The sequence below is a fragment of the Rothia sp. HMSC066H02 genome (genome assembly GCF_001814995.1).
GTDB lineage: Bacteria > Actinomycetota > Actinomycetes > Actinomycetales > Micrococcaceae > Rothia > Rothia mucilaginosa.
The window spans coordinates 13,203-29,288 of the sequence record NZ_KV818684.1 but is presented as its reverse complement, the minus strand read 5'-3'; the positions used below and the strand labels follow the sequence as shown (position 1 = coordinate 29,288).

At 59.1% G+C, this 16,086-nt stretch carries 15 protein-coding genes; 8 read left to right on the top strand and 7 right to left on the bottom strand.

The genetic code is table 11. The features are described 5' to 3' along the window. Positions 1-123: 123 nt before the first annotated feature. Positions 124-1,785: a 2-oxoglutarate dehydrogenase, E2 component, dihydrolipoamide succinyltransferase gene (gene sucB, locus HMPREF2999_RS05580; protein ID WP_070697739.1), complete on the top strand. Its 1,662-nt coding sequence runs from the start codon at positions 124-126 to the stop codon at positions 1,783-1,785. A 192-nt stretch (positions 1,786-1,977) separates the two neighbouring features. Here sucB and HMPREF2999_RS05575 read toward each other — a convergent pair whose 3' ends face one another. Next, complete coding sequence (locus HMPREF2999_RS05575; RefSeq protein WP_070676794.1) at positions 1,978-3,636, bottom strand: peptidase; 1,659 nt, start codon at positions 3,634-3,636, stop codon at positions 1,978-1,980. Positions 3,637-3,694: 58 nt separating this feature from the next. Here HMPREF2999_RS05575 and lipB point away from each other — a divergent pair, with 58 nt between their 5' ends. The 4 genes from lipB to glnA all read left to right on the top strand — a co-directional run bounded on the left by lipB (position 3,695) and on the right by glnA (position 8,418). Beyond that, positions 3,695-4,534 carry a lipoyl(octanoyl) transferase LipB gene (lipB, locus tag HMPREF2999_RS05570; protein WP_371325962.1) on the top strand — a complete coding sequence of 280 codons (840 nt, stop codon included), beginning with the start codon at positions 3,695-3,697 and terminating at the stop codon, positions 4,532-4,534. 176 nt (positions 4,535-4,710) lie between these two features. After that, a complete protein-coding gene (gene lipA, locus HMPREF2999_RS05565; protein ID WP_005505472.1) occupies positions 4,711-5,718 on the top strand; it encodes a lipoyl synthase in 1,008 nt (335 codons plus the stop codon). A 209-nt stretch (positions 5,719-5,927) separates the two neighbouring features. Continuing rightward, positions 5,928-6,644 (top strand): DUF4191 domain-containing protein, encoded by a 717-nt coding sequence (locus HMPREF2999_RS05560; RefSeq protein ID WP_005505470.1) that lies wholly within the window; start codon positions 5,928-5,930, stop codon positions 6,642-6,644. Between the two features lie 349 nt (positions 6,645-6,993). After that, positions 6,994-8,418, top strand: coding sequence for a type I glutamate--ammonia ligase (gene glnA, locus HMPREF2999_RS05555; protein WP_060824576.1), 1,425 nt, complete (start codon positions 6,994-6,996; stop codon positions 8,416-8,418). A 292-nt stretch (positions 8,419-8,710) separates the two neighbouring features. Here glnA and HMPREF2999_RS05550 read toward each other — a convergent pair whose 3' ends face one another. Then, positions 8,711-9,091, bottom strand: a complete 381-nt coding sequence (locus HMPREF2999_RS05550; protein ID WP_005505460.1) for a PH domain-containing protein — start codon at positions 9,089-9,091, stop codon at positions 8,711-8,713. A 234-nt stretch (positions 9,092-9,325) separates the two neighbouring features. On the opposite strand from HMPREF2999_RS05550, the gene HMPREF2999_RS05545 reads away from it, so the two are divergent. Together HMPREF2999_RS05545 and budA are read left to right on the top strand one after the other, a co-directional pair. Further along, positions 9,326-9,814: a GNAT family N-acetyltransferase gene (locus tag HMPREF2999_RS05545; RefSeq protein WP_070676799.1), complete on the top strand. Its 489-nt coding sequence runs from the start codon at positions 9,326-9,328 to the stop codon at positions 9,812-9,814. 296 nt (positions 9,815-10,110) lie between these two features. Continuing rightward, positions 10,111-10,860 (top strand): acetolactate decarboxylase, encoded by a 750-nt coding sequence (gene budA, locus HMPREF2999_RS05540; RefSeq protein WP_049352570.1) that lies wholly within the window; start codon positions 10,111-10,113, stop codon positions 10,858-10,860. A 108-nt stretch (positions 10,861-10,968) separates the two neighbouring features. Here budA and HMPREF2999_RS05535 read toward each other — a convergent pair whose 3' ends face one another. Beyond that, on the bottom strand, positions 10,969-11,397 hold the full coding sequence (locus tag HMPREF2999_RS05535) for an HIT family protein (protein ID WP_070676800.1): 429 nt from the start codon (positions 11,395-11,397) through the stop codon (positions 10,969-10,971). A 53-nt stretch (positions 11,398-11,450) separates the two neighbouring features. Continuing rightward, on the bottom strand, positions 11,451-12,128 hold the full coding sequence (locus HMPREF2999_RS05530) for an MBL fold metallo-hydrolase (RefSeq protein WP_070676801.1): 678 nt from the start codon (positions 12,126-12,128) through the stop codon (positions 11,451-11,453). A 157-nt stretch (positions 12,129-12,285) separates the two neighbouring features. On the opposite strand from HMPREF2999_RS05530, the gene HMPREF2999_RS05525 reads away from it, so the two are divergent. Further along, positions 12,286-12,750 (top strand): Fur family transcriptional regulator, encoded by a 465-nt coding sequence (locus HMPREF2999_RS05525; RefSeq protein WP_049327710.1) that lies wholly within the window; start codon positions 12,286-12,288, stop codon positions 12,748-12,750. A gap of 265 nt (positions 12,751-13,015) precedes the next feature. Here HMPREF2999_RS05525 and HMPREF2999_RS05520 read toward each other — a convergent pair whose 3' ends face one another. The 3 genes from HMPREF2999_RS05520 to HMPREF2999_RS05510 are packed head-to-tail and all read right to left on the bottom strand — an operon-like array spanning position 13,016 to position 15,834. After that, entirely contained in the window at positions 13,016-13,936 is a 921-nt protein-coding gene (locus HMPREF2999_RS05520) for a metal ABC transporter permease (protein ID WP_070676803.1), read from the bottom strand. After that, entirely contained in the window at positions 13,933-14,832 is a 900-nt protein-coding gene (locus HMPREF2999_RS05515; protein WP_049327709.1) for a metal ABC transporter ATP-binding protein, read from the bottom strand. Before HMPREF2999_RS05515 ends, HMPREF2999_RS05520 begins: the two co-directional genes overlap by 4 nt. Next, positions 14,833-15,834, bottom strand: coding sequence for a metal ABC transporter solute-binding protein, Zn/Mn family (locus tag HMPREF2999_RS05510; protein WP_070676805.1), 1,002 nt, complete (start codon positions 15,832-15,834; stop codon positions 14,833-14,835). Between the last annotated feature and the right edge of the window lie 252 nt (positions 15,835-16,086).

Here is a 16,086-nt window from a genome sequence, read left to right as displayed (position 1 = left end):
GTATCCGCTGAACAACGCCCCTATCCGGATGCGCGTCGACGTGCTTCGATGCATGCGGCGCGCATCCGGGTCACCGCTCACATTTTTCTAGTTCAAGCATTCACAAGGAGAACGGGAAAGATTATGTCCCACACCGTAGTACTGCCCGCACTGGGCGAGTCCGTGACCGAGGGTACCGTTACCCGCTGGCTCGTTGAGGTCGGCGACACCATTGAGGTTGACGCACCCCTGGTTGAGGTTTCCACCGACAAGGTTGACACCGAGGTTCCCTCCCCCGTAGCAGGCGTTGTTGAGCAGATTCTCGTCCCCGAGGACGAGGACGTCGAGGTCGGCGCTGCTCTGGCTATCATTGGCGACGGTTCCGGCGCTGCTGCTCCGGCTGCTCCCGCAGCTGCTGAGGCTCCCGCAGCTCCCGCTCCGGTTGCTGAGGCTCCTGCTGCTCCCGCAGCACCCGCCGCTGCTCCCGCAGTTGCTGCTGCAGGCATCGAGGTCGTGTTGCCCGCACTGGGCGAGTCCGTCACCGAGGGCACCGTTACCCGCTGGCTGAAGGAAGTTGGCGAGCAGGTTGAGGTTGACGAGCCCCTGGTTGAGGTTTCCACCGACAAGGTTGACACCGAGGTTCCCTCCCCCGTAGCAGGTACCCTGCTCGAGATCCGCATCCCCGAGGATGAGGACGCAGAGGTTGGCCAGGTTCTGGCTATCATCGGCGACGCTTCCGCTGCTGCTGCTCCGGCTGCTCCCGCAGCACCCGCTCCGGTTGCTGAGGCTCCTGCTGCTCCGGCAGCACCCGCAGCTCCTGCTGCTCCCGCTGCACCTGCCGCTCCGGCAGCTGCTGAGGGCGAAGCATACGTGACCCCGCTGGTCCGTAAGCTCGCTAAGGACAACGGCATCGACCTGTCCACCGTCAAGGGCACCGGTGTTGGTGGCCGCATCCGCAAGCAGGATGTTCAGGCTGCTATCGCTGCTAAGGGTTCCGCTGCTCCCGCCGCTGCTGCACCCGCTGCAGCTGCTGCTCCGGCTGCTGGTTCCGCAAAGGCACCGCACACCTTCGAGGTTTCCCCCAAGCGTGGCACCGTCGAGAAGACCGCACGTATCCGCCAGGTTATTGCAAAGCGTATGCGTGAGTCCCTGGACATCTCCACCCAGCTGACCCAGGTCACCGAGGTTGACGTGACCCGCATCGTTCAGCTGCGTGCAAAGGCTAAGGACGGCTTCGCTGCTCGTGAGGGCGCTAAGCTGACCTTCCTGCCCTTCTTCGTCCAGGCATCCGCTGAGGCTCTGCAGCAGCACCCCGCTCTGAACGCTTCCATGACCGAAGACTACAAGCAGATTACTTACCACGGCTCCGAGAACATCGCTATTGCTGTGGACACCCCCAAGGGTCTGCTGGTTCCCGTCATCAAGAACGCTTCTGACCTGGGCATTGCTGGCCTGGCAAAGGCTATTGGCGACCTGGGTGGCCGCGCACGTACCGGCGACATCTCCCCCGAGGAGCTGTCGGGTTCGACCTTCACCATCACCAACATTGGTTCCTTCGGTGCTCTGTTCGACACCCCGATCATCAACCAGCCGAACGTTGCAATCCTCGGTACCGGTTCCATCGTGAAGCGCCCCATGGTTGTTAAGGATGTTGACGGTAACGACGTTATCGCTATCCGCTCCATGTGCTACCTGTCCCTCACCTACGATCACCGCGTGGTCGACGGTGCGGACGCTGGTCGCTTCCTGCACACCCTCAAGACCCGCCTGGAGGAGGCAAACTTCGAGTCTGAGCTGGGCCTCTAAGACCTGCATAGATTCAAGGAAGTTTCCTTGTGGCGGTGCCCTGATGGGTAACCGAGTGTAGCTCTCCGGGTTTTCCCGGACAGTGAGCAAAAAGGCGGCGGTTCCATCCACTTCGGTGGGTGGGGCCGCCGCCTTTTGTTGTGTACGCGTTTCTACGGTGTCAGTTACACAGTGTTAGTTACTCGGCGTCAGCTATGCCGGTACGGGTTCGGCGCGGGCTATCTCCCAGCCTTTCTCCCCGCGGTGCAGGTCGAAGATGACTTTCTGGCGAGTGACGCCGTTTTCTTCGCTGAGTTTACGGGCTTCCTGCTCGGTTTTATCGGCGCGGTAGCCGGGTGCGGAGACTACCGCCATAACGCGGATGTTCTCGCTGTCGCGGCTGAGTTCTTCGGCGGTGTCGACAGTGAGCTCTGCGCCGCCTCGGGCACGGCGTTCTTGGTTTCGCTGGTCGATGAGTGCGCGTAGGATCTGATCGCCCTGCACAGTCTGATTCTGTTCTTCCGTGCCGCCGGGCGCCTGCTCCCCCGCTACGTTCACAGATTGAGCGGATACGGGCTGTGCCGTTGCCGGGGCGTTCTGCCCGTAGAGGGTGAACCCGAGAGGCAGCGCAATAACCCCCAGCGCGAGCGCGGCGAGCCCCAGGCGCGCGGAGGGGCGGGCGAAAGCACCGCGTAGCGCCGCAAGGCGGGATGAGCCTGTCGCTTCTGCGTTCTTTCCGGCATCTGCATTCTTCGGAGCGGGTGCACTCTTTGCAGGGCTCAATGCGGAGCTCGCCACAGGGCTCAACGGCATAGAGCCTGCGGCAGCTGCCGGCTTCTTCACGCCCGGTTTCTTCATGCGAGGCAAACGTTCCGCCAGGTAGCGTTGCGCCTTCTGCGTCTTTGAGAGCTTCTGTACCGGCGCGGGATCCACAGCTGCGGGAATGAGGGCGCGGGCTCGTTCTGAACAGCTCAGGTAGACATTGAGCGGGCGAGGCGGCACCTCCTCCGCCAGGGCGACCACGGAGCTGAGCCCTGCGAGCGCCGCCTCCTGGGCGGGTGCGTTCAGCAGGTATTCGAGGGCTCTGCCGAGGCGCTCAATCCACTCGCTACTGGGTGCCCCATCGGTTGCGGTGTCGGCGGCTCCCATGCGCTGTGAATCCATGCGCAGTGAGAGAGGTACGCGGGCGGCTGAGGGTTCCGGCGCGTGCCCGCAGGCAGCTTGCCAGAGCAGGGCTGCTGCGGAGCGTGCGTAGTTGCCCTGAGCGGCGGTGAGCTGTTCTCCGTCTTGAGGGGCCGCTTCACGGTAGACAGCGTCAGGTAGCAGGAGTTTGGGCACTCCGGCGGCGCTCAGCGCAATGTATTCGGCGCTTAGTTCGGCGCGTCCCTCCCCCACCTTTTTGAGGCTGCCGAGTGCCCGGTGTAGCGTGCGCGCCAGGGTCATGAGCTCGGCGGGGTTCAGGGTGCGAGCACGCAGGAGCTTGTCGAGGGTGCCCGCGTCGAGGGGCTCGTACCAGAGGCACAGCTTGCTGTCGTACTCCTCGCTGGTGACGGCGTGGAGTTTGGCGACTCCGGGTGCGTTCCGCAGGGCGGCGGCTACCTGCGGGGTCTGGGCGTGAGCGGATGCATCCGTGCTTTCTTCGAATCCGTACCCGTTGGCTGCCGCGCGCAGAGTGGGCGCGGAGGGAGCGGAGCTCTCGGGTGCAGCAATGGTGCGCAGGGTGTAGCGTCCGGGGCGCGCGGAGGTTACCGGGGATACGGGAGTTACAGAGGGTGCGCTCTCGGCGGTTCCGCCCCGGTACTCGACAATCTGCAGGGTGGGCAGGGCCGAGTTGGCGATGCTTTCCAGAACGTGTGCTTCTTTGCTTCTCATACCATTATGTTATCAAATAACACCAAATAATATGTTTAGACTCAATAAAACACTATAAATAAACCATGCAACCCTAAAATCAACACCTGGAATATTCACCCCTCACTATCCACCACACCCGCCCGTAACATTCCTACATGTTCGCTCATCACGTGATTCAGGGCGCCCTAATTTTCTTCCCTCCACTAGCAGTACTAAGGTAGAAAGTATGTCTGTGACGATTGAACGCGTGGGCTTCGCCCCGAACTATGTGAACTATGTTGGGTGCCTGGACGAGCAGTACCGCATCCACGATGAGGTGGCTAACCGCACCCGCCAGAATACGATTCTTCTGCTTGAGCATGAGGCAGTGATTACCGCGGGTAAACGCACCGAAGACCACGAATACCCCACAGACAAGTCCACCCCCGTCGTCAAGATTGACCGCGGCGGCAAGCTGACCTGGCACGGCCCCGGCCAGCTGACTGCATACCCGATTCTGCGTCTGCCCGAGCCCATTGACGTGGTGGCGTATGTGCGCATCGTTGAGGAGATTATCATCAACGTCCTGGCTGGTCTGGGCATTAAGGGTGAGCGTGTTGAGGGCCGTAGCGGCGTGTGGATTCTGGGCGACGGTGTCACCCAGGACAAGAAGATCGCCGCACTGGGCATGCGTGTTTCGCGTAACACCACCATGCACGGCTTCGCGATTAACTGTTGCAACGACCTGGCGCCTTTCGCACAGTTCATTCCCTGCGGTATTAGCGATGCGGGTGTCACCTCCATTTCGGAGCAGCTGGGTCGCACCGTGACCCCCGCCGATATTTTGGAGCCGTTGGAGGCGGAGCTGGTGAAGTACCAGGACCGCCTGGCGGAGTCCTTCGAGCCCGTCACCGCACAGGATAAGGCGCAGGACTAAGTACAGGACCAGCCGCAGGGCTAGAGCGCAGAGCTAGACGCTGAACGAGCCGCGCTGGTAGCGCATCCGGGTTCGTTCGTCATATACGAAAATCAGTTTCACCTACGCCTGAGCGGGCGTAAAATAGAAGGTGGCCCACCTGCACAGAGGGCACACCGAGACCAAGGAGAAGACTTTTGAGCACCGCACCTGAAGGACGCAAGCTACTGCGTGTGGAGGCCCGCAACGCTGAGGTTCCCATTGAGAAGAAGCCTCACTGGATTAAGACCAAGGCTATTGTTGGCCCCGAATACAACGAGATGCGCGAGCTGGCTCGCGGTCAGGGTCTGCACACCGTGTGTGAAGAGGCTGGCTGCCCCAATATTTACGAATGCTGGGAAGACCGTGAGGCAACCTACCTGATTGGTGGCTCCGAGTGCACCCGCCGTTGCGACTTCTGCAATATTGCGACCGGCAAGCCCGTTGCTGTGGATTACGCTGAGCCGTTCAAGGTTGCGAAGAACGTGAAGGTCATGGGTCTGCGTTACGCTACCGTGACCGGTGTTGCTCGTGACGATCTGGAAGACGGCGGTGCGTGGCTGTACGCAGAGACCACCCGCCAGATTCACAAGATGTGCCCGAACACCGGCGTTGAGATGCTGGTTCCGGACTTCAAGGGTGTTCCCGAGCATGTTCAGAAGGTCATTGACGCTAAGCCTGAGGTGTTCGCACACAACCTGGAGACCGTTCCCCGTATCTTCCGTCAGATTCGCCCGGCGTTCCGTTACGAGCGTTCCCTGGATGTTATTACCCAGGCTAAGGAAGGCGGCATGGTCACCAAGTCCAACCTGATTCTGGGTATGGGCGAGACCGATGACGAGATTTACGAGGCGCTGTGCGATCTGCACGATGCTGGCTGTGACATCATTACCCTCACCCAGTACCTGCGCCCCGGCCCGCTCTTCCACCCGATTGAGCGTTGGGTGAAGCCGCAGCAGTTCGTGGATTTCGCGAACATGGCTGAGGAGATTGGCTTTGCTGGCGTTATGGCGGGCCCGATGGTTCGTTCTTCGTACCGTGCAGGTCGCCTGTGGGCTCGTGCAATGCGTAAGAACGGCTACCCGATCCCTGAGAACCTTGCCCATATTGAGGGTGAGGGTGCAGCTCTGCAGGAAGCCTCCTCCCTGGTGGCTGCGGGCTACTAAGCCTTTTCAGAATCTTTCTGAGAGCGTTGAGGCTCCTCGAACCCGGTGTTCGTCCGGTGTTCGGGGAGCCTCCCCTTATGCCCCGCCCCTTGTGCGGGTAGGGTAAACTAGAAAAATTGCAGGCATACACTGCATCGTTACGTCACTATGGTTCCGTGAGCGTTTGAGGCGCTTCTCGGGGCCGCGGAAGAACCAGCCGAGGAAGAATCGTGGCAGATAAGCGCGAAGAGAAGAAAAAGAAGAAGGAACGCACTCCGGGCACTTTCGCCCAGATGAAGCAGGTCTACCAGATGACCAAGAAGTCCGACCCGAATATCGGTTGGATTCTGAGTCTGTCGGCTCTGGGTACCCTTTTGGTTTTCCTCCTCATCGGTATTGCCCTGGGTAACTGGATTACTTTCCTGATTCTGGGTCTGGGCGTTGCCGCTATCGTGGCGATGCTTCTGCTGGGTCGCCGCGCGCAGACTGCGGCTTTTGCTCAGATTGAGAACCAGCCCGGTCGTAGTGGTGCGGCGATGAACTCGGTGCGCCGCGGTTGGATTGTTGAGGAGCAGCCCGTTGCTGCGAACCGCAACCAGGATCTGGTGTTCCGTGCGCTGGGCCGTCCCGGTATTGTGCTGGTGACCGAGGGCCCTCACAGCCGCGTGAACTCGCTGGTGAACACTGAGAAGAAGCACCTGGCTCGTGTGGCTCCCGGTGTGCCGGTTCATGTGATTGAGACCGGTCACGATGAGGGTCAGGTTGAGCTCAAAGACGTTGTGAAGACTATGAACAAGCTTCCGAAGGCTCTGACCCAGCAGGAGATGCAGGTTGTTTCTGGTCGCCTGAGCACCTTGAACACTATGCGTAACCCGATGAATGGTCTGCCGAAGGGTGTTGACCCGATGCGTGCACGCCCCGACCGTCGTGCGATGCGCGGCCGCTAAGCGAGACGCTGATATAAGGTTTTGAAGGCTCCGGCTCTTCCCGTGTGGGGAGGGCCGGGGCCTTTTGTTACCCCCGATTATTGCGCTGCTGCTGGCATTGATATTGGCTTTGCTAGAGCTTTACTAGAGGGCGTTAGCATCTCTACTGTGTTTCGTGAGGCAACCAAGATGTAACTCCTTTCCAGGATTTGTAACATTACCGAAACACGATAGTCACGCACGCGCAAAAAATAACCACTATGCTTGATATGTCACAGGGTTTTGCCCGCGGCCAAAAACTAAACCAAAGACTGAATGTGATGAGGGAAGATACCCTCCTGCACCGTCAGTCGAACAAGGAGCAGTCCTCATGTTTACCAGCCCCCAGGAAGTTCTCGACTTTATCAAGAACGAAGAAGTAGTCTTCGTTGATATCCGATTCACCGACATGCCCGGCGTGCAGCAGCACTTCAACCTGCCCGCTAAGGCGATTGATGACGATTTCTTCGTCAACGGCCAGCTTTTTGATGGCTCCTCCATTCGCGGCTTCCAGGGCATTGCAGAGTCCGACATGCAGCTGATTCCCGACGTTCAGTCTGCGTACGTTGATCCCTTCCGCATTGAGAAGACCCTGGTCATCATCTGCTCCATCGTGAACCCCCGCACCGGCGAGCCCTACCACCGTGACCCCCGCGGTGTCGCTGAGCGTGCCGAGGCGTACCTGCAGTCCACCGGCATTGCAGACACCGCGTTCTTTGCATCCGAGGCTGAATTCTTCGTCTTCGAGGACGTTCGCTACCAGGTCGAGCCGAACTCCGTATTCTTCAAGATCGACTCCGATGAGGCTCCCTGGAACACCGGCCGCAAGGAAGAGGGCGGCAACCTGGGCAACAAGACCCCCGTCAAGGGCGGCTACTTCCCCGTCTCCCCCGTCGACAAGCAGGCTGACCTGCGTGACGCAATGTGCGTAGCAATGGACGAGGTTGGCCTTGAGGTTGAGCGTAGCCACCACGAGGTGGGCGCAGCCGGCCAGGCAGAAATCAACTACAAGTTCGACACCCTCACCAAGGCTGCTGACGACCTGCTGAAGTTCAAGTACGTCATCAAGGGCACCGCAGACGCATGGGGCAAGTCCGTGACTTTCATGCCCAAGCCCGTGTTCGGCGACAACGGCTCCGGTATGCACTGCCACCAGTCGCTGTGGCAGGACGGCGAGCCCCTCTTCTACGACGAGCGCGGCTACGCTAACCTCTCTGACACCGCACGCTGGTACATTGGCGGTCTGATTGAGCACTCCTCCGCTGTTCTGGCGTTCACCAACCCGACCGTGAACTCTTACAAGCGTCTGGTTCCCGGCTACGAGGCTCCCATCAACATGGTGTACTCGCAGGGTAACCGTTCCGCTGGTATCCGCATCCCGATTACCGGCACCAACCCGAAGGCTAAGCGTCTGGAGTTCCGTGCACCGGATCCCTCCGCTAACCCCTACTTCGCGTTTGCTGCTCAGCTGATGGCTGGTCTGGACGGTATCCGTAACCGTATTGAGCCGCCGGCACCGATCGACAAGGACCTGTACGAGCTGCCCGCTGAAGAGGCTAAGGACATCAAGAAGGCTCCGGCTAACCTGGAGGAGGCTCTGGCGGCTCTGGAGGCTGACCACGACTTCCTGCTCGAGGGCGGCGTCTTCACCGAGGACCTGATTCAGGCGTGGATTGACTACAAGCGTAAGAACGAGCTGGAGCCGCTCTCGCTGGTTCCGCACCCGCTTGAGTACCAGCTGTACTACGGCGTCTAATCTTTCTTCCTGAACGGTGCCCCTTGTAGGGGGTGCGTTCTGGAGAACAGGCAACGGCCTATACGTTCCTTTGGGAGCGTATAGGCCGTTGTTGTGTATTCTGCTGGGTGTCTGCAGGGTGCAGGCTCACCGGACTATTTTGGTGACGGTTCGTGTCTAATATTTTTCTGCCTCGATGAGCCTCATGTGTCTTAGTTGCGCTTAGAGTGGCTCTAAGGGCTAAGCTGTTGGTGCTGGCGTTCCCTCCCTTTTTGTCGTGCAACCGGAGGGAACGCCAGTCTATTTTTATGCCCTAATGCTGCTGAGCGTTTAGAACCTGCTGAGCGATGAGCCGGTCAAGCTTGCGCACGTCAATCTTTCGGCCCAGCTTGATTTTGATGTAGCCGACCTTCGTCCATAGAGCGATTTCACTATTCGCGTCGAACAGGTTTCCTGCATTTTCAGAAGACCACATATGGATTGAGGAGTAAGGCAACGAATACATTTCTACCTTCTTGCCCGTCAGGCCTTGGGCGTCACGAATGATGAGTCGGTGAGTCGTGAAAATCGCCGAATCGCGGAAAGTAGCAAAGGCTGCGACGGCGCTTTCACCCGGCCCCAAAAGGGCTTGGGCGTCCTGAGGTACAGGAATTTCTGATTGCAGAGTCCAGGTCATGATAGCGGCGATAGACATAGAGTTACCTCCAAGGTGTTGAGTGATAATAACGTTCTCAGTATAAGAGCTTTGTTAATTCATGCGCGTTCTAAATGGTTATCCTTGCAGACACGCTGTGAGCAATAAATACCTGTGGGGGGGGTTGTACCGGTAAATCTCATAGAGCGGGTTCATACCTATACCTTTGTACAGAGCTTTCAATACTGAGGTATGCTCTTTCATCACGCAGAACGTATTTGAAAGGAAACGCCGTTGCCAAATTCCTCCGCATATTTTCAGGCAAAGCACTTCAACGAGCTGACTCTACGAGAACTACAGCAGATTCATATCACCCGTTCTCTTGTCTTTACTGTGGGTCAGCAGATTCTTGCGCAGGAGCCAGACGAAGCAGATTTCGAGTCTGTTCATTTCTTCCACGCGGATGAGTCTGGGCGAGTCTTAGCGTACTTGCGGATCTTTGATCTTATGACAGTAGATGATGGCTATCATCGCCCCATCCAGGGTGCTTGGACTCTTGGGCGGGTAGCGGTACGTGAGGAGGCGCGTGGCACCGGCCTGGGGCGCGCCCTACTGCATGAGGCGATTGGCTGGGTCCGTGAAAATACGGAAGCTCGTCAGCTGGTGATTAGCGCCCAATCATATTTGAAAGACAGCTACTACGGTGCGGCGGGGTTTGTGCAAGTGGGAGAGCCGTACCTTGAGGTTGGAATTGAGCATGTGGAGATGGTTCTGAACTTCTAAACTATTTCTGTCTGTTAGCGGGAAAGCCTACGGTGACTCATGCATTCTGTTTGCAGGTGGTGCAGGGTCACATCATAAGATGTCATACCCGCTAGTCCCGGGGTTCTTCCTGCACGGGCGTACAATGAAAGTGCGTGCGCCCGGCCGGCGGCACCTACGAATTCCGCGAGAAACGACACCAAAACGCCGTGTTCTCCCCGACGCCCTTCCCCTTTTTAGCATCAGATTGGGGCGAGTATCGCCGATGACCGACCGACCCGTCTGACGCCGCATCCACTGTAACGAGGAGAAATCTCATGGCATATCAGCCGACCATCCTAAACGGTGAAACTGTTTTCCGTAACGAAGTTTTTCAGACCGGCCTCATGTCCCAGCTGCTGGACGGCATCTACGATGGCGAGATGACCATCGGTGAGCTCCTGAGCCACGGCAACTTCGGTGTGGGTACCTTCAACGGCCTCGACGGCGAAATGGTCGTCCTCGACGGCGTCTGCTACCAGGTACGCCACGACGGATCCGTGTCCCTGCCCGACCTGCGCCAGCAGACCCCCTACGCCGTGGTCACCAACTTCGTGCCCATGATTAAGCGCGAACTGCCGCAGAACCTGCTCCGTAAGTCTGCCTCGCAGATTCTGGATGACTTCACCGTCTCCAAGAACTACATGTACGCCATCAAGATTTACGGCGAGTTCGAATGGGTCCGCACCCGCACCGTCATCAAGCAGGAGAAGCCCTACCCGAAGATGGTTGCGGCCACCGAGAATGAGGACATTGTCCAGTTTGATAACGTGACCGGCACGATTGTTGGCTTCCGCACCCCGATTTACGAGCAGGGCATCTCGGTGCCCGGCTGCCACGCCCACTTTATCGATGATGAGCGCGTTCAGGGCGGCCACGTGGTCGACTTCAAGCTGCGTTCGGCAAAGGTCGAGATTTGCCCCGGTACCGGCCTGCAGCTGCACCTGCCGCTGACCCCCGAGTTCTCCTCCGCTAACCTCTCCCCCGAGGACCTGGCTGACCAGATCTCCAAGGCTGAGAAGCACTAAGCTTCTTTCCCGCCGGAATATAGCAACGGGATATATTAACGAAGGAGCCGCCCTCTACTGTTGTGTAGAGGGCGGCTCCTTCGTGTTTATACGCGCTGTAAAGGGCACTTACGCCTCGGGCACGAACTCGCCGTGGCCGCGCTCGCGCAGGGCAACACGCACCTTCTCAGCCGCCGCATCCAGCTCTTCGGCGGTAGCGTCCTTCTTCGCGTTGGCGGGATCGTAATCAGCCATGCTATCAACCGGGAACAGGTGGATGTGGGTGTGCGGAACGTCGAAGCCCGCAATCATCAGAGCCACACGCTCCTTATGAAACGCCTGATCCAGGGCACCCGAAATCTTGTGCACCACAGCGAACAGGTGCGCAGCCAGCTCAGCCGGCAGGTCGGGCCAGCGGTCAATCTCCGCGCGGGGAACCACCAGCAGGTGACCTTCCGACTGGGGCATGATGTCCATGAACGCCACGCAGTGCTCGTCCTTCCAGACGAAGCGGCCGGGAAGCTCGCCATCAATAATCTTGGTAAAAATCGTGCTCACAATAATCTCCTTCATGCGCCGTCGTCGGCGCGTTTGAATCTCAACGGTCAGGCTTACGCCTCAACCTCAATGCTCTCACCGGGGTTCAGGTGCTTCAGCTCAGTGCCGTACTTCGCACCGAAGTTCGTCACCAGGCCCTCAATAATGCCGGTGCCGTTCTGGTTAATCATGCCGTTGTGAATCGGAACCACACGCTGAGCGCCGGTCGCAATCACAAAATCAATGACTTCCTGAACCTTCGACCAGGGCGCGTGAATCGGCACCAGGACGGTATTCGCACGCACGCGGTGCGGAACCACCAGCGAATCACCCGGGTGGTACACGGCACCGTTAATCAGGTAACCAACATTGGCGATGGTCTGAATCAGCGGGTGAATCAGGGCGTGCTGACCGCCGTAGGTCTTCACCTCAAAACCGGGGATGCTGAACTCAGAATCAGAGGAAACAACGGTAACCTCGGCAGCGGGTACAGCTTCCTTGATGGTCTGGGCGACAGCCTCGGGAGCCCAAATCTTCAACGGGGTCTGCGACTCGGCACGCTCAGCAATCAGCGGCAACACCGACGGACCATCAAAATGATCCGGATGCGCGTGGGTCACGAACAGGTAATCGGCGCCTTCCAGCGCGGTGGCATGCTCACCTTCAGCAGCAAAATTGCCGGGGTCAAGAACGAGGGTGCGCCCCTCATTCTCAAGGCGGATACATGAGTGGGTGTACTTCGTCATCTTCATAGTTTTAGTCTACCGCGAACCCCCACACCCGCCCGGCGGCGGCTTCAACTTTTGAGATAAGCCGCAAATCAGCCACCTTTTGAACGCCTCTAGTGTAAAGTCGTAAGACAAGATCGACCACACAATGGGGCGGATTTCCACCCCGAAAGGTTCAGCAATGGACACTCATATTCCCGTACGGAGAATTACGAAACCCGCCGAAGCCCGAAATACCCGCCAGCGTCGCATCATCAAGGCGACCATGGAAGAACTCGGCGATTTCATCTCAGCACAGGATCTGCACCTGACCCTCGCGAACCGCAAGGAACAGGTCTCTCTCGCAACCACCTACCGTGTGCTGCAGTCGCTGGCTAACGCCGGTGAGCTCGACTCGGTCAAGGGCATTGAGGGTGAGACTCTGTACCGCCACTGCCAGGTCAAGGACCATCACCACCACCTGCTCTGCCGCCGATGCGGCACCGCCATTGAGCTAGAAGCACCCGCCCTTGAGGACTGGGCACTGGCGATGGGTAAGCAGCACGGCTTCTCGGAGCTGGAGCACGTGGTTGAAGTGACCGGTTACTGCCCGGACTGCACTTTGGCACGTCGCGAGGAAGAATCGCAGGGCGGCGCTGCACGCTAACGTTGCAGGCTAAGTCGCAACCTCTAAGCCCCTCATTCTGAGGAGCTCTCCCCCACCGGGGAAAACCTTCTCAACGAAGGATACGGCGCCTTCAAAGATCTTCGGCGCCACTACAGCACGACACACAGGGCATCTGGACAGGGCAACACAACGCCACACAGGTTGAGCCCGCATTGCGCACCGGGTACATGACCCGTAGCGCTAACACAGCACGACAACGAAAGAGCCCCACCTCATTCCCGAGGTGGGGCTCTTTCTATAGGTCTTATGCCTTCTCAGCCAGCTGGCGGCCCGACGCGCTGTGGCGGCGCTTCACGCCACCAATCACACGGCACACCACGTAAATCAGGAAGGAAATACTGGTCACGTAGGGGCTAATCGGCAGCGAACCGGCAAGAGCCAGCAGAATACCGCCCACGATGGAAGCCTCCGCGAACAGCACCGACAGGATCAGGGTGCGCACCGGAGAGGCAGTCACCTGCATCGCCGCAGCCGCCGGAGTAATCAACAGCGCCAGCACCAGCAGCGAACCGACCACCTGCACCGACAGCGCCACAGCAATACCCAGAATCACCATGAACACCAGGGACAAAAAGCGCATCGGCACGCCCTTAGCGCGCGCGACCTCCGGGTCCAGGGAGGCGAAGCTCAGCGGACGCCACACCATCACCAGCAGGGAAATAATAACCACCGCACCAATAATCATGGTGTGCAGCTGGTCGGCATCCACGGACACGATCTGACCGGTCAGCAGACCGAACTTATTCGCGCTACGGCCCTGGTACAGGGAGAGGAAGAGAATGCCCAAGCCCAGACCGAACGGCATGAGCGCACCAATCACCGAGTTCGAGTTACTCGCCTTAGAGCCCAGAAAGGCAATCAGCAGAGCCGAGGCAATCGAACCGACCATGGAGCCGGTCACCACGTCATAGCCGAGCAACAGGGCAAGGGCGGCACCCGCGAAAGACATTTCAGAGACGCCGTGCACCGCAAAGGCATGGTCGCGCATCATCACAAAAATACCGACGAAACCACCGATAAGGCCTAGCACAGCGCCAGCAAAAATGGAGTTCTGCAGCATGTGCAGCAGCTCGCCGTAGCGGTCAAACACGAAGATACGAGAAAGCAAATCGTTCTGCGCGGCGGCAACCGGTGCCAGAGCAGGGAGGGAAGCAAGAATGGTCATCGAGTGGTTCCTCCCGGAATGTGTAGAGTGCGCTGCGGTTCAGAGAGACCAGACTTCAGGTGGGAGCCGTGAATGTTCTGGTCGGTGCCCTCAATATGGCAGTGGTCGCTGGCGTGAGTCTCACCCACCACCACGTAACGGCCATTAGACTTGAGAACGCTCACCGGGGTTCCGTACAGGGAGGTGAGAGTCTCACTGGTCATGACCTCTTCCACCGATCCGACCGTGAAACGACCGTTCGCCAGGTAGAGCACGCGATCCACATGCTCAATGATGGGGTTGATTTCGTGGGTCACGAACACCACCGCCACACCGCGTTCACGGTTGAACCGGTGAATCAGCTCAGCCACCGCGTACTGGTGGTTGAGGTCCAGGGAGAGTAGCGCCTCGTCAGCCAGCAGAATCTTCGGGTCGTTCGCGAGCGCCTGGGCGATACGCAGGCGTTGTTGCTCACCGCCGGAGAGCAGACCCACCGGCACGTTCGCGTATTCGGTCGCGCCGACGGCTTCGAGGAGCTCATCAACCTTGGCGCGGTATTTGCGGCCGTGCAGGCGGATGCCCCAGCGGTGCCCGTCCACGCCAAGTCCCACGAGGTCGCGGGCGCGCATCGGGGTGGAGGTGGGGATGGACTTCTGCTGCGGTACGTAGCCGACGCCGGCGTTGCCCAGGCGTGCGGGTTTGCCGAGCACGGAGATTTCTCCGGCGTTGAGTCCGGTCAGGCCGAGAACGACTTTGAGGAAGGTGGACTTGCCGGAGCCGTTGGGTCCAAGCACGGCGAAGTATTCGCCTGCGCCGATGTCGAGGGTTAGATCTTTCCAGAGGGTGCGGGCCCCGAAAGCGAGGCTACCCCCGCGAATGGAAATCGCGGGGGCGGCACCGTTATTGTTGTCAGTCACTTAGGAGAGCGCCTTTTCGAGGTTGCTGACGTTGGTCTTCATCCATGCCAGGTAGTTGGTGTTTTCCGGCAGGGTTTCGGTGAAGGATACGTAGTTCACCGAGGCGTCCTTAGCTGCCTGCAGCACCTCGTTGGTCTGGGAGGTGGAGGTCTGCTCGTTGTAGGCGAGCAGCTGGACCTTCTTCTCGGTGACCATGTCCTTGGTTTCCTTCAGGACGAGGGCGGGGACGTCGTTGCCGGCTTCTGCCGCCTCAGCGAATTCGCTGGGGGTTGCGTTCTCTGCGCCGGTGGAGGAAATCAGGTAGTCCGGCACGGGCTCGGTGGACAGGTACTTCTTACCTTCACCGGCGATTGCCTTGGCGGTGGTGTCCAGTGCGTCCAGTTCCTTGGAGAAGGTGGATGCGTTGGTGCGGAACGCCTCAGCGTGTGCGGAGTCGAGGCCTGCGAGCTTTTCAGCGATCTTCTGGGCGACCTTCTTCATGGTTTCGAAGTCGTACCAGAGGTGCTCGTTGAACTCGTGTGCGTGGGCGTGGTCGCCGCCGTCTTCGTGGTGTTCGCCGCCGCGGTGGTCCTCGACCAGGTGGGTGTATTCGGCGTCGGTGAGCTTGCCGCTGACCTTGACCGCGTTCACGATCTTCTGGGAGGTGTTGTCCTTGCCGGCGAGGTCTTCGAGGAACAGGTCGTAGCCTGCGCCGTTGATGACGATCAGGGATGCGTCCTTTGCCTTGAGGCGGTCGGCGCTGGTGGCTTCGTAGGAGTGGGGGTCGGTGCTGGTGGAGGAGATGAGCGCGGTGACCTCAATGTAGTCGCCGCCGACCTGCTTGGCGATGTCTGCGTAGACGTCGGTGGAGGCGACGACCTTCACCTTGCCGTTGGAGCCAGCCGAGGAGGACGAACCGGAGGTCTTGTTCTCGGTTGCGCAGCCTGCCAACAGCAGGGAGGACGCGGCGAGTGAGCCCATTGCGGTGAGGAAGTGCTTGCGGGTGATCTTCGGGTGCGACATGAGGGCTCTCTTTCGGTTCGTTCTAGTCTGTAGGTTCCTTAACTACATCATGCGCACACCCGTATAAACAACTCTTTATTGGTGTCATTTGGGTGCTGTTAGGCAACCCTTTTCCCTATCAGTAGCTTATGCAACAGGGATAGTTAGCTCAGCCTACTGCGCTCCCCCACCGCTACTTTATACTGCCGCTTCATCCCGCCGTCTGAGAGTGCCCCTGGGGTGCATCCATAAGCCGTTTTTGACCGCAAAACA

Coding starts and splice junctions, on each gene's coding strand:
- sucB (WP_070697739.1), top strand. CDS start 124: ATGTCCCACACCGTAGTACTGCCCGCACTGGGCGAGTCCGTGACCGAG.
- HMPREF2999_RS05575 (WP_070676794.1), bottom strand. CDS start 3,636: ATGAGAAGCAAAGAAGCACACGTTCTGGAAAGCATCGCCAACTCGGCC.
- glnA (WP_060824576.1), top strand. CDS start 6,994: ATGTTTACCAGCCCCCAGGAAGTTCTCGACTTTATCAAGAACGAAGAA.
- HMPREF2999_RS05550 (WP_005505460.1), bottom strand. CDS start 9,091: ATGTCTATCGCCGCTATCATGACCTGGACTCTGCAATCAGAAATTCCT.
- budA (WP_049352570.1), top strand. CDS start 10,111: ATGGCATATCAGCCGACCATCCTAAACGGTGAAACTGTTTTCCGTAAC.
- HMPREF2999_RS05530 (WP_070676801.1), bottom strand. CDS start 12,128: ATGAAGATGACGAAGTACACCCACTCATGTATCCGCCTTGAGAATGAG.
- HMPREF2999_RS05525 (WP_049327710.1), top strand. CDS start 12,286: ATGGACACTCATATTCCCGTACGGAGAATTACGAAACCCGCCGAAGCC.
- HMPREF2999_RS05520 (WP_070676803.1), bottom strand. CDS start 13,936: ATGACCATTCTTGCTTCCCTCCCTGCTCTGGCACCGGTTGCCGCCGCG.
- HMPREF2999_RS05510 (WP_070676805.1), bottom strand. CDS start 15,834: ATGTCGCACCCGAAGATCACCCGCAAGCACTTCCTCACCGCAATGGGC.